This window comes from Streptomyces sp. NPDC029041 (genome assembly GCF_040637515.1).
In the GTDB taxonomy this organism is placed as follows: Bacteria; Actinomycetota; Actinomycetes; order Streptomycetales; family Streptomycetaceae; genus Streptomyces.
Window position 1 is genome coordinate 200297 of record NZ_JBEZWO010000009.1, and the last position, 12417, is coordinate 212713.

General features: G+C 67.4%; 12 protein-coding genes. 3 read left to right on the forward strand and 9 right to left on the reverse strand.

From position 1 onward, the window contains the following. Positions 1 to 58: 58 nt before the first annotated feature. From AB0F04_RS24760 to AB0F04_RS24800, 9 genes are all read right to left on the reverse strand, one after another. Positions 59 to 925: an ABC transporter permease gene (locus tag AB0F04_RS24760; RefSeq protein ID WP_362044611.1), complete on the reverse strand. Its 867-nt coding sequence runs from the start codon at positions 923 to 925 to the stop codon at positions 59 to 61. Continuing rightward, complete coding sequence (locus tag AB0F04_RS24765) at positions 922 to 1818, reverse strand: ABC transporter permease (protein ID WP_362044613.1); 897 nt, start codon at positions 1816 to 1818, stop codon at positions 922 to 924. Before AB0F04_RS24765 ends, AB0F04_RS24760 begins: the two co-directional genes overlap by 4 nt. Positions 1819 to 1821: 3 nt before the next feature. Continuing rightward, entirely contained in the window at positions 1822 to 2961 is a 1140-nt protein-coding gene (locus tag AB0F04_RS24770) for an ABC transporter ATP-binding protein (RefSeq protein ID WP_362044615.1), read from the reverse strand. Beyond that, entirely contained in the window at positions 2954 to 4057 is a 1104-nt protein-coding gene (locus AB0F04_RS24775; RefSeq protein WP_362044617.1) for an ABC transporter substrate-binding protein, read from the reverse strand. Before AB0F04_RS24775 ends, AB0F04_RS24770 begins: the two co-directional genes overlap by 8 nt. 429 nt (positions 4058 to 4486) lie before the next feature. Further along, a complete protein-coding gene (locus AB0F04_RS24780) occupies positions 4487 to 5221 on the reverse strand; it encodes an SDR family NAD(P)-dependent oxidoreductase (protein ID WP_362044619.1) in 735 nt (244 codons plus the stop codon). 33 nt (positions 5222 to 5254) lie between these two features. Further along, a complete protein-coding gene (locus AB0F04_RS24785) occupies positions 5255 to 6361 on the reverse strand; it encodes an alanine racemase (protein WP_362044621.1) in 1107 nt (368 codons plus the stop codon). A gap of 120 nt (positions 6362 to 6481) precedes the next feature. Beyond that, positions 6482 to 6967 (reverse strand): RidA family protein, encoded by a 486-nt coding sequence (locus tag AB0F04_RS24790; protein WP_362044623.1) that lies wholly within the window; start codon positions 6965 to 6967, stop codon positions 6482 to 6484. Between the two features lie 355 nt (positions 6968 to 7322). Beyond that, positions 7323 to 7532, reverse strand: a complete 210-nt coding sequence (locus tag AB0F04_RS24795) for a DUF2180 family protein (protein ID WP_053674450.1) — start codon at positions 7530 to 7532, stop codon at positions 7323 to 7325. A 481-nt stretch (positions 7533 to 8013) separates the two neighbouring features. Continuing rightward, complete coding sequence (locus AB0F04_RS24800) at positions 8014 to 8700, reverse strand: GntR family transcriptional regulator (protein ID WP_362044625.1); 687 nt, start codon at positions 8698 to 8700, stop codon at positions 8014 to 8016. A gap of 291 nt (positions 8701 to 8991) precedes the next feature. Here AB0F04_RS24800 and AB0F04_RS24805 point away from each other — a divergent pair, with 291 nt between their 5' ends. From AB0F04_RS24805 to solA, 3 genes are all read left to right on the forward strand, one after another. Further along, entirely contained in the window at positions 8992 to 9672 is a 681-nt protein-coding gene (locus AB0F04_RS24805; RefSeq protein ID WP_362044627.1) for a haloacid dehalogenase type II, read from the forward strand. A gap of 173 nt (positions 9673 to 9845) precedes the next feature. Continuing rightward, positions 9846 to 11249: an FAD-dependent oxidoreductase gene (locus AB0F04_RS24810; RefSeq protein WP_362044629.1), complete on the forward strand. Its 1404-nt coding sequence runs from the start codon at positions 9846 to 9848 to the stop codon at positions 11247 to 11249. 18 nt (positions 11250 to 11267) lie between these two features. Continuing rightward, positions 11268 to 12413, forward strand: coding sequence for an N-methyl-L-tryptophan oxidase (solA, locus tag AB0F04_RS24815; protein ID WP_362044631.1), 1146 nt, complete (start codon positions 11268 to 11270; stop codon positions 12411 to 12413). The last annotated feature ends 4 nt before the right edge of the window (positions 12414 to 12417 follow it).

A 12417-nucleotide genomic window follows, 5' to 3' on the forward strand; every position in this document is an offset into this window, starting at 1 on the left:
GCGCGTGGCTCTTTCCTGGTCGCGGACTGTGTGGTGAGAGAGCACGATCGAGCGGTGGTCATACGGCTTCGCCTCCCGGGTTGGCGACGCCGACGGTGTTCTCGACGGAGAGGAGGGATTCCTGTCGTCCGGAGCCGATCCAGCGGACCAGGGCGACCAGGCCCAGGGCGAGGATGGCGAAGGCGATGAGGATCGCGCTGACCGCGGTGACACTGGGGTCGATCTCGAAGGTCAGGGAGTTGTAGACCTGCACCGGCAGGGTGACGGTGTCGACCGAGGACAGGAACTGGGAGATGTAGAACTCGTCGAAGCTGGTGATGAAGGAGAAGACCGCGGCTGCGATCATGCCGGGTGCGGCAAGGGGGAAGGTGATCTTCCGGGCGATGGTGAGGCGGCCCGCACCCATGCTCGCGGCTGCGTCCTCGAGCCGTTCGTCGATCCCGCGCAGTGTCGCGATCAGGATGAGTACCGCGATGGGTGAGGCGAGCACGGTGTGGCCGAGGGCGATGGCGATGGGGCTGCCCAGCATCGCCGCGGGTTCGAAGAACAGGAACAGCCCGAGTGCGGTGACGATCTGCGGGATGACCAGCGGCCCGAGGACCAGGGCGAAGACCGCCGAACGCAGCGGCAGTTCGCTGCGGACCAGGGCGGTCGCCGCGGTCACCCCGATGATCAGGGAGAACACGGTACTCAGAGCCGCGATCAGAGCGCTCAGGGACAGCGCGGCCGGCCACTTGCTGCCGTCGGCGAACAGCGCCTTGTACCAGTTCAGCGTCCACGTCTGGGGCGGGAACGAGGCGAAGGCGTTGTTGCTGAAGGAGGTGACCAGGATGACCACGATCGGCAGCGCAAGGAACAGCAGGATCACGGTGGCCACCGCCGTCAGGACGATGCGCCCGGCGACGGACTTGCGCAGCTCCATCATGTCGCGCTCCTCTTCTTACGGCTGGCGCCGAGGGAGGTGACGGCCTTGACCAGCAGCAGTCCCGCGAGGGTGAGCACCAGCAGGATGACGCCTTGCGCGGCGGCTCCGTTCCACTGGTTCTCCTTGGTGACCTGCTGGTTGATGAGGGTGGCGATCATCGTCTGGTTGGGGCCGCCCATCAGGGCGGGGGTGATGTAGTAGCCCAGCGACAGGATGAAGCTGAGCAGTCCGGCACTGGCCAGGCCCGGGGCGACCAGCGGCAGGTAGATACGGCGGAAGATGGTCACCTTGCCCGCGCCCATGCTGGAGGCGGCCGCCAGCAGACGCCGGTCCACCCCCCGCATCACCCCGTACAGCAGCAGCACCGTGTACGGCAGCATCATCGACGTGGTGCCGATGACCACACCCAGCTCGTTGTAGAGCAGCTGGAACGGAGCCCCGGGCACCGACATCGTGGTCAGGGTCTCGTTCACCAGGCCCTTGTCGCCCAGCATGATGATCCAGCCATAGGTGCGCACCAGAGCGGACACGAAGTGCGGGACGACCACGACCAGCATCGCCAGACCCGCCCACACCGGCCTCAGCCGGGTGATCGCCTGAGCCAGAACGAACCCGAACACCAGGCTCAACACGGCCGTTTCGGCGGAGATCCTGAGCGTGGTGAACAGCACGGACAAGTTCACGCCGGTGAGTGCGTCGGCGTACCAGTGCAGGGTGAATGAACCGTCGGTGTTCTTCAGGCTCAGCAGCAGCGTGGAGAAGATCGGGTAGACGAACAGCACCAGCAGATAGACGACGACCGGCAGCGCATAGAAGATCCCGACCCGCGTCCGGCGCGAAGCCAGCAGCTTGCGCGGACGGGCGGGAGCCCCCGCGGTAAGGGTGGCAGCCATGACTCACCCCGCCTGTTCGTCGGCGAAGAGGTTGACATCCTCGGGATCCGCACTGATGCCCACCCGCTCACCGGCGACCGGACCCCGGCCGGCGGGGACTTCCAGGCGCAGCAGCGGCCCCTGACCGCCGTCGATGCGCACACCGGCGCGGACCAACGTGCCGACGTAGGTGGCGGTCTCGACCGTGCCGGTACAGAACCCGTCATCGGCGGCACAGGCCCGCAGCCGGCCCGGCTGCACAGCAACCTTGACCTGACTGCCGGAGGGCAGGTCGTGACGGCGCGCCTTGATCAGGCCGCCACTGTTGTCGAGGCGGACCAGGGTGTGGGCGTCGGTGTGCTGCTCGATGCGGCCGGGCAGGAAGTTCGCCGCGCCGAGGAAGTCCGCCACGAACGGCGTCCTGGGCCGCTCGAACAGCTCCCGGGGAGTGTCGAACTGCTCGATCAGACCGTTGCGCATCACCGCGATGCGGTCCGACATCACCAGCGCCTCTTCCTGATCGTGCGTCACATAGATGACGGTCAGGCCGAGTTCCTGCTGGATGGTCTTGATCTCCACCTGGAGCTGGTCACGCAGCTTCTTGTCCAGCGCGCCCAGCGGCTCGTCCATGAGGATCACCGGCGGCCGGTACACCAGCGCCCTGCACAACGCGACACGCTGCTGCTGACCACCGGACAGCTCACGCGGCTTACGACCACCGAACCGGGACAGGCCCGCAATCTCCAGCGTCTCCCCCACCCGGCGGCGGATCTCGTCCTTGCCCACCCCGCGCAGCGTGAGCGGGAAGGCAACGTTCTCCTGCACGGTCATGTGCGGGAAGAGCAGATACTGCTGGAAGACGAAGCCGAGATTGCGCTTCTGCGGCGCGAGGCGGGTGACGTCACGGCCGCCGACGGTGATGGTGCCGGAGTCGGGTTCACAGAACCCGGCGATCATCATCAGCGTCGTGGTCTTGCCCGACCCGGACGAGCCGAGGAAGGTGACGAACTCCCCCGCCGCGATCTCCATCGACGCCTCGTCGACGGCGACCACGTCCCCGTAGGTCTTGCGCAGCGCCACTACCGACAGCGCCTTGCCGGTCGCAGTGACCGGCTTGTCGCCGGCCACCTTCACCGACGGTGCCGCGATACCGAATTCAGCCACGAGCCCACTCCAACCAGCGCTTGGTGACAGCCGACTCGTTCTTCAGCCACCAGTCGACATCCGCGTCGAAACCCTTGTCGTAGTACTTCGGAGCACCCGCGGACGCGTTGCGCTCGTCCTCCGTGAGCTTGGCGTAGGCCACCGGCGAGGACGGGTTGGACGGGAAGAACTTGACCAGGGCGGCCTGACTCTCCGCCCGCAGCGAGAAGTCCATCAGCTGGTAAGCGGCGTCTATGTTGGCCGCGCCCTTGGCGATGGCATAGCCCGAGAACTGGCGCCGCATGCCGTTGAGCTGCCGCTCCACCGGCACACCCTGCTTCTGCAGATCCGCGAGCCGGCCGTCCCACACGGTGGACATCGTGACCTCCTGGCGGCTGAGGAGCACACCGGGCAGCGGGCCACTGTCCCAGTACTTCTTGATGTCCGGCCGCAGCCGGGTCAGCACCTTGAAGGCGCGGTCCACATCCAGCGGGTACAGCTTGTCCATCGGTACGCCGTCGGCCAGCAGCGCGAACTCCAGCTCCGGCAGGTCACCGTCCGGACTGACCATCGAACGGCCACCCTTGAACACCCTGGTGTCCCAGAAGTCCGCCCACGACTCCGGCTTCCTACCCCCGAACGCATCCGTGCGGTACCCGATGCACTGGCCGTAGAAGGCCGCGGCGACGGCATGGTCGGTGATCTGGTTGCCGGGGATCTTGGCGCTCTTCACGCTCTTGAGCCGGTCGAGGTCCAGCTTCTCCAGCGCGCCCTGCTTGACGTACTTGGTGTGCGACATCATCGAGTTGTTGATCAGGTCGCACTGCGGCCGGCCCTGCTTGATCTGCGCCAGCAACGGGGCGTCGTCCAGGTTCAGCACCTTCACCTGGATACCGGTCTCCTGCGTGAACGGCGTATAGATCGCCTTCTGCAGCGCCGCGCCGTAGGAGCCGCCGCTGTCACGGACGACCACCGTCTTACCGCCCTTACCGCCGCTGCCGGCGACGGACCGGCTGGTACCGGTACCGCAGCCGGAGAGCGCGGGAAGAGCGGCGAAGGCGGCGAGGCCGCCTGCTCCACGCAGGAGCGCTCTACGGCCGATCTGGGGATCACTCATGGCAATACTCCTCGAACAGGATGCATGGGACCAGCTGTGCGGGGGCTCTACCTCGCAGATGCGGGGGGGCAGGGCGACCGACGCGGACGGAAGCATTGCCCGCTTGCGTTGCGGGTCGCCTCCGCCTTGGGCACCGGTTCGCCGGGTTCGCCGTGGGTCGAAGTTCCCGGCGACCTTGTGTCGGGCGATGCCGGCTGGAATGCCGGTGAGTGGGGGGAGCCTGAACCGTCGCAGGTGGTGACCGGAGGGGTGGCGGCGGTTTCGATCAGCGCCAAAGCAAGACGCTTGAGAAGTCGGTAGCGGCGCCCACGGTCAATGCGCTCGACCAGTGGTCTTTCGTCGCGCGGCAAGCAGCGGTGGCCGAGCAGAAGGTGAGAGGAAGGCAAGGCGTTCAGCCCATCGCTGAGGTGGTGACGCCCTCAGGGATGGTCAGGAAGCGGTGTATCCGCCGTCGACGGTGAGGACCGATCCGGTCACGTACGACGACTCCGACGACGCGAAGAAGAGCACCGCGTCGGCGACCTCTTCGGGGGTGGCGAGGCGCTGGAGCGGAATCGTGCTCTCGCGCTCGCGGCGGTAGCCCTCGGGGTCGGGCCTGCGCTGGAACGCCGCTGCGATGACCGGGGTGGCGGTCAGGCCCGGAGCGACGACGTTGACACGGATGTTGCGCGGGGCCCATTCGATCGCCGCGCCCTTGGCGAGCATGATGAGGCCGCCCTTGGCGGCGGAATACAAGACCTGCCCGGACATGCCGACCATGCCCAGCCGTGAACTGACGCAGACGAACGATCCCCCTGCCTCGGGCATCAGCGGCGCGAAGTGCTTCATCACCAGGAACGCGCTGAGCAGGTTGCTCTCCAGTACGTTCTTCGCGTCTTCGTAGGGCATCTCGGTGAGCGGACTGGTCGCCTGCAGGCCGTGGTTGAGGACGACGACGTCAACGGTGCCGAAGGACTCGGCGGCCTGCTTGGCCAGGTGCTCGACGAACGCCTCGTCATTGAGGTCTCCGGGAACATACAGGTCGTCGGGCTCAGCGCTGTCGAGTTGCTCCCTGCGGCCGGTGAGCAGCAGTCGCGCACCCTCGCGCCGGAAGTGGGAACTCACCGCCTCTCCGATGCCACTGCTGGCACCGGTCACCAGGGCCGTGACGTTGTCGAGTCTCATGTAAGGCACTCCTGTACGGGGAGGTATGTGGGTTCAGTTGAGGAATCCGCGAGCGTCGACCGGCCAGCGTTGCAGCGAGGTGCCGGTACTGTCGGTGACGATCAGTTCCTCGAAACCGAGGACGACGGGACACACGTGGTTGGGCACCACCGGTACGACGGTGCCGACGCTCGGGCGGAAGTCACCGTCCGGCAGCGGGAGGAACCCGTGGTACTCGTTGACCTTGGACAGGACCGCCTTCGTGCCGGCGATGCCGCCGTAGCCGATCTCGGGGCTTCCTTCCTTGCTGAGGGCCTTGTTGCCCACATCGACGATGACCTGGTCGGGGACCCAGTCGCTGACCACGGTCCCGGCGACGAACAGTGCGATCTGGTCCTCCGTGCAGGAGCCCAGCCGGACGTTGTTCAGATCACCGAAGACGTACTCTCCGGGACGGATCTCCGTGATCACGCTGCTGGTGGAGAACTCGAGGGTGGGAGTGGAACCGGCGCTGACCACCTCAGCGGTGACCCCGACGTCGGAGAGGCTCCGTACCGCGGTGGTGAGCGAGGTCTCCTGGTCCTGCGCGGCTCGTCGGCGAACGTCCGGGCCGACGCCGCCATGACCTGGATAGGTGAAGACGCCCACCGGCACCAGACCGCGCTTGCGGGCGGCGAGCGCGAGTTCGCCCGCAGCCTCGGGCGGCGCCCCGGAACGACGGGCACCACAGTCGACCTCGATCACGACCTGCAGCCGCTCCGGTTCGTCTCCCATCGCGTCGGCGAGGGCCTCGATCGCCGCGACGTTGTCGACACCGACTCGCAGCCGGGCGGACTCGGCGAGCCGCCGGATCCGGGTTCGCTTCGTTCCCGCGGCCCAGATCGGGTAGGCGAGGAAGATGTCGTCGAACCCGGCCGCGGCGAAGACCTCGGCCTCACCGACGTTTCCCGCGGTGATCCCGACCGCGCCGGCATCGATCTGGCGTCGCCCGATCTCCACGCACTTGTGCGTCTTGACGTGCGGCCTGACCTTGAGGTCGTGCTGGTCGGCGAAGCCTTGAACACGTTCGATGTTGCCCTGCATGACGTCGACCAGCACGATCGGCGCGGGGGTGTCGATCCGCTCGACAAGGGCGTCGAGTGCTCGTTGCAGCCTGCTCACGCTGCTCTCCTTGTGGTTCTGTCTGGTGACCGAGGGGCTGGGGGCTGACTCCCCCGGGATGCCGAACGCGCGCGGCCCGCGATGACGCGCACACTCGCGCGCAGCGCCGCCGGGCCCGCACTACACAGCGGTGCAGACCATCTGGATCTCGACCGGACTGTTGAGCGGCAAGCCGGCGACACCGATCGCGGTGCGTGCGTGCCGTCCGTTCTCGCCCAGCACCTCGATGAGCAGTTCACTGGCCGCGTTGGCGACGTTGGACTGCTCACCGAAGTCCGGCGTACTGGCCACGAAGACCAGCATCTGCACGATCCGGACCCGTTCCAGATCTCCCACCGCCTGCACAGCGGCTGCGAGCGCGTTGACCGCGGCATGGCGCGCGAGCTCCCGGGCCTCGTCCAGCTCGACGTCCCGGCCGACAACGCCCTGCCCGAGCAACCATCCGTCCTGGTAGGGAAGTTGACCCGAGATGTAGATGCTGGATCCCAGGGCCCGGTGATGCACGTAGTACGGATTGTCACGCAGCTCGGGGAGGGTCAGGCCCAGGGCCTGGAGCCGATCGGAAGCCGAGCCGGTGTTCGCTGCCGAAGCTATGGACTGGCTCATCGAGCCACCTCCTCGGAAGGAACAGGGCACATGGCCGTCCAAGCGGCCACGCGAACCCGTTTCGGATGAATTTGACCATCTGCACTCGGTTCTCCACACGAGCAGCAGCGGCGACATGACACCGTATGGTGGCTTAAAATCGCCACCGTATTGTCGTTTGTCGACCATATGGCGGCCTGTCGAGCACTGTCAATAAGAACTTCAACCTCATGACCCCCCGGCCATGGCTACAACCGAAGCCCGGACGCCGTGCCAGCGATCTGGGACGGCGTCCGGGCGAATCAAGAAGGGGTGCTTGGACGGGCAACGCTCGTTCGGGCACCGATGGTGCGGTGCGACAAGCGCACCACGGGGATCAGTGCGCCGTCTCGGCCATGTCGCAGGTGTGGCACACCACCCTGCGCGCCGGGACGCGGCCGTACGCGGCACCCATGCCGATCTGGCGGGTGACCTGTGCCTGACGTACGCGGGCGTGGTTTTCGCAGGCGGCCAGGCCGCAACGCGAGCACACACCGATTCCGGTGGTGTCGCCGCGCGCCTCCTGGAGGCAGTCGTAGCACCTCATGTTCAACTCCGTTTTCAGCCGGGGGCCAGGTGCGGCGGCCGACCAAAGCGAACAAACCCACCCAGGCCACGCACACCTACTCAAGGGGCTTGAAAACTATGCCCAATTTTAGACATTGTCAAGACTAAGACTCCATCGCGAGCATGGCTCGAGGGCCCGCGCCGGCCAACGGTTGCGCAGACGGTTCTGTCCCGCCGAGAGACGTGAGGCATCGTCAGGGCAGTGGCCGACAGTGGGCCGGCCCCCCGGGACCCTTCGAGCCCTGCTGCCTTCGACGCGGATCGCCGACGAGCGGGCCTGCGGCCGTTCGCCGACAGCCCTGCCGACGGGTATGCAGGCCACAGCCGAGGCCGACATCGAACCTCGGCAGTGCAGTTACCGGCGCCCTACCCGTGATCGCGTACCTCGATCACCGGGCACACCGGGTCGACTCCGACCGCCCGTCCCACCGTGCCGACCGGCACAGGGCGCCGTCACCGCCTCACGCCTGCCGGGGCGGGCGCTCCCCCGGTTCTCCCGTCTGGGCTCCCAGCCCCATGGGGAAGTGGGCGGCCAGCTCCTGACGGAACGCGTCGGTGTCGCCCTCCAGGGCGACGGCGGCCAGCCGCTCGTGCTCGACGACCAATTGCTGCGGGTCGTCGCTGTAGGTGCGGTGATCGACGCTGAGGTGGAGGCGCAGCTTGGTCTCCCAGCCGCTCCAGAGGCTCTGCAGGACGCCGTGCCCCGAGAGATCGTAGAAGAGGCCGTGGAATCGGAGGTGCGCGTCGATGCTGGCCGGGATGTCGTCCTTCTCCATCGCACGGCGGAGATCCTCGACGGTTTGCAGCAGCCGGTGCCGCTCGGAACCGCGCAGCGCTTCGGCCGAGAGCTCGGCGGCGTACGGCTCGACACGCAGCCGGACCGAGTCGATCTCGGCGACCTCACGAGCGCTCACCTCTACGACGAACGCCCCGCGGTAGGGAATCTTGACGACGAGGCCTTCCTCCTCCAGCTTGGTCAGCGCCTCGCGCAGTGGTGACCTGCTGATGCCGAGGTCCGCGGCGATGTGCGCCTCGCGCAGCTGGCCACCGGGAGGTACGGTCCCGTCCAGGATGGCGGCACGCAGGGTGCGGTAGACGCCGTCCGGCGTCGTCATCCGCTGCTCCTGCCACTCGAACTTGTGGTCCACCCCGTGGCCCTCCCTCGGCACTTGTCGACCACTTGGTCGTTTGTCGACTATACCTCTGGCGTTCGCAGTCACGCCTCAACCGGGCTGCCCGGCAGGGGCTCTGAGAATCCACGGCCGCACCTGCAGCCCTGCCCGGCCCACGCGGGTACGGATGCGGAACAGCGCCGGCCCGCCCCGCACACTTCTCCGGCGCTATTGACAGTCGGAATTCATTTGGTCGACAATCGACCAAGCAGATGGTCGACAATCGACCAGAGCAGCGACTGCTCCACTCAGGCACCAGGAGGACCGATGGGATTCGACGTCAAGCCCAAGTTCGTGACGTTCGACATGAACGGAACGCTGATCAACTTCAGCATCAACGCCACCATGCGTGAGGTCCTGGGAGACCGGCTGCCGGCCGAGGTCGCCGATGAATACCTGCGGATCTGCAAGGCGTACCGGATCGACGAGTGCACGGGCGCGTACCAGCCGTTCCACCAGGTCGTCGCGCGTTCCATGGAACGCGCCTCGCGCACGGTCGGTCTCGAGTACCGCGAGGACGAGGCGCGCGCGGTGTACGAGCGCATCCCCACCTGGGGCCCGCACCCCGGTGTCACCGAGGCGCTGAACCGCCTGGCCGAGGCGGTCCCGCTGGTCATCATCACGAACAGCGACACGGCGCACGCCGTCCGCCTCGCGGAGAACCTCAAGGCCCCGTTCGAAGTCGTCATCAGCGCCGAGGAGATGGGTGTCTACAAGCCACGGCTGCGCGCGTTCGAGTACATGTTTGACAAGCTCGGCGTGACCCCCGACGAGCTCGTGCACGTCTCCGCGAGCCCGATGTACGACCTGCGCTCCGCAGCCATCATGGGCATCGAGAACAAGGTGTACGTCGACCGCGGCTGGGAGTACGACGAGCACTGGCTCGGCTACGAGCGGATCACCGACATCGCCGACCTCCCCGTCCTCTTCGGCCTCCCGCGCCCCTGACGCCTGCACGGAGAAGCCGGCGAGGACGTGGTCGGACGGGACGTGGAGCCGGAGACCGCGAAGGAGTCGTCCGAGTCCTCGGACCCCCACCGGTGCAGCCTTCCCGTCGACGGCGGCTGCACCGCCTTCCCCCACCGGCCCCCACGGTTCCCAGACACAGAAGAAGGACACACATGAACGCCCTCGAGGCGCCACCCCGAAACGGAGAACTCGGCTTCTGGGTGACCCAACTGGCCGACAAGAGGCCGTCGTTCCCCCGCTTCACCGGCCAGGACCGTGTAGACGTGGCCATCGTCGGCGGCGGTTATACCGGCCTGTGGGCGGCGTACTTCGCCAAGAAGCTCGAACCGTCGCTCTCGGTGGCCGTTTTCGAGGCCGAACAGGTGGGCTACGGCGCATCGGGGCGCAACGGCGGCTGGCTCTCGGCCATGCCTCCGGGAAACCGTGCCACCTTCGCCCGCGTCGGCGGCGGGCTGGAGGCGAGCCGGGCGCTGCAGCAGGAGTTCGTCGCCGGTGTCGACGCGGTCCTGGACATCCTTGAGGCCGAGGGCATCGATGCGGATCAGCACAAAGGTGGCGCGCTCGTCGCCGCCCACACTCGGGCAGGGCTGGGCCGACTCGTCACCAGACGTGATACCGACATGAAGTACGGGCTGACCGAGGACGAGATCCAACTGCTCGACCGGGACGAGTTCCAGTCACGGATCAACATCTCCACCGTCCACGGCGGGCTCTTCTACAAGCACTGCGCAAGGATCCACCCCGCGAAACTCGTCTACGGCCTCGCCGACACCCTGACCTCCATGGGGGTCGGCATCTACGAGGGCAGCCGCGTGGACGGTGTCGAGGGCAGGACGCTCAGCCTGGCCGGCGGGCGTGTCACCGCGGCGAAGACGTTCATCTGCACCGAGGGCTATTCGGGACAGCTGCTGGGCCGCCGGAGCGTGATCCCGGTCAACTCCTCGATGATCGTGACCAAGCCTCTGCCGGAGGAGGCGTGGCAGCAGATCGGCTGGAACGGGCCACAGTGCCTCAACGACTCCGCGCACACGTTCATCTACTCCCAGCGGACGTCGGACGGCCGTATCGCCATGGGCGGCCGCGGTGTCCCCTACCGCTTCGGGTCCGGCACCGGGGGTGCCGGTGCGACCGCTCAGTCCACCATCGACCTGATCTCGCACAAGCTCAGTTCCTTCTTCCCGGGCATCCCCTTCGAGGTGGAGCACGCCTGGTCGGGAGTCCTGGGTGTCACGCGGGACTGGAACGGCGGCGTGCACTGGGACCCGGTGTCCGGGGTCGGATCGTCCACCGGTTACGCGGGGCACGGTGTCACGTCGGCCTACGTCGGCGGCAGGACTCTCGTGGAGCTCGCCTTCGAGAGGGAGACCGAGCGGACCGCCCTTCCCTGGGTCGGCTACCGCGCACGCAAGTGGGAACCGGAACCCATCCGCTGGCTGGGCGTGCACGCCATGTACCGGCTCTTCGGCATCGCCGACCGGTGGGAGGAGCGCAGGGGTTCCAGCAAGACCTCACTGCTGGCGAGATTCGGCAGCAGACTCGCGGGACTTCACGAGTAGAGAAAAGGAACTGCTCTCATGGACGCAGAACTCGCAGTCATCGGCCTGGGCAGCATCGGAAGCATGGCCCTGTGGCAGGCCTCCCGGCTGTCCGACTCGGTCGTGGGCTTCGAGGCCGCCACCCCCGCCCACGGCCGGAGTGCCGTGGGCGGGGACACCCGGCTCTTCCGCATGGTCTACCTCGGCAGGCCCGACTACTACCCCATCATGGAACGCTCCCGCGGCCTGTGGGCCGAGCTCGAAGCGGAAACCGGGCAGGACATCTTCACCCGTACCGGGGGCCTGTCCATCGGGACGGCGAACGGCAGCTTCATCAACAGCCTCCTCGAGACGACACGCATCAACGGAGCCGAGCATCGCGTCCTCGGCCGGGAGGAGTTGGCGGAACGCTACCCCCAGCACAACCTCCGCCCCGACGACTGCGCCGTCTACGACCCGCGCGCCGGCGTTCTGCGCACCGACCGCGCCGTCAGCGCCGCCGTCACGGCGGCCCGGGCCAATGGCGCGACCGTTCTCCAGAACACACCCGTGGACGGCATCACCGAAACCGACCACGGCGTGGTCGTCACCTCGGGCGACAGAACCTGGACGTTCGAGAAGGTCATCGTCGCCTCGGGCGGCTGGTCCCGACGGCTCATGCCCGACCACCTCAAGGCCGTCACGGAAACCCATCGGATCGTCCTGACCTGGTTCGTCGCCCAGGACGGCAGGCAGTTCTCGCCGGAGAACTTCCCCGTCTTCAGCCGGCTGTACGGCGATCGCTCCCTGTACGGCGCACCCGCCGTCGACGGGGTGACGGTCAAGGCGTCGGTGGACGGACCGCTGGACGGACGCGGACGGGAAACTCCCGACCCGGGCTCCGTGCCCAGGGAGCTCACCCCGCAGGAGATCGAGAAGGTCACCGGGATCGTCACCGACTTCCTCCCCGGGCTGGTCCCCACCATCGTGCGCTCCGACGCCTTCCCCGACCTCTTCACCGAGGACCGGCATCCGCTCCTCGGATGGCTGGACGAGAACAGCAGGGTCTACTGCGCCACCGGATTCTCCGGAAAGGGCTTCAAGATGGCCACCGGCTATGGCCACATCGCCGCACACGAGGCGCTCGGCAAACAGAGTGTCGACGGCCTGGACTTCGTGCGTCCGGGCCGGTTCAGGACCAGGTAGCCCA

Coding starts and splice junctions, on each gene's coding strand:
- AB0F04_RS24795 (WP_053674450.1), bottom strand. CDS start 7,532: ATGAGGTGCTACGACTGCCTCCAGGAGGCGCGCGGCGACACCACCGGA.
- solA (WP_362044631.1), top strand. CDS start 11,268: ATGGACGCAGAACTCGCAGTCATCGGCCTGGGCAGCATCGGAAGCATG.
- AB0F04_RS24805 (WP_362044627.1), top strand. CDS start 8,992: ATGGGATTCGACGTCAAGCCCAAGTTCGTGACGTTCGACATGAACGGA.
- AB0F04_RS24780 (WP_362044619.1), bottom strand. CDS start 5,221: ATGAGACTCGACAACGTCACGGCCCTGGTGACCGGTGCCAGCAGTGGC.
- AB0F04_RS24765 (WP_362044613.1), bottom strand. CDS start 1,818: ATGGCTGCCACCCTTACCGCGGGGGCTCCCGCCCGTCCGCGCAAGCTG.
- AB0F04_RS24790 (WP_362044623.1), bottom strand. CDS start 6,967: ATGAGCCAGTCCATAGCTTCGGCAGCGAACACCGGCTCGGCTTCCGAT.
- AB0F04_RS24810 (WP_362044629.1), top strand. CDS start 9,846: ATGAACGCCCTCGAGGCGCCACCCCGAAACGGAGAACTCGGCTTCTGG.
- AB0F04_RS24760 (WP_362044611.1), bottom strand. CDS start 925: ATGATGGAGCTGCGCAAGTCCGTCGCCGGGCGCATCGTCCTGACGGCG.
- AB0F04_RS24775 (WP_362044617.1), bottom strand. CDS start 4,057: ATGAGTGATCCCCAGATCGGCCGTAGAGCGCTCCTGCGTGGAGCAGGC.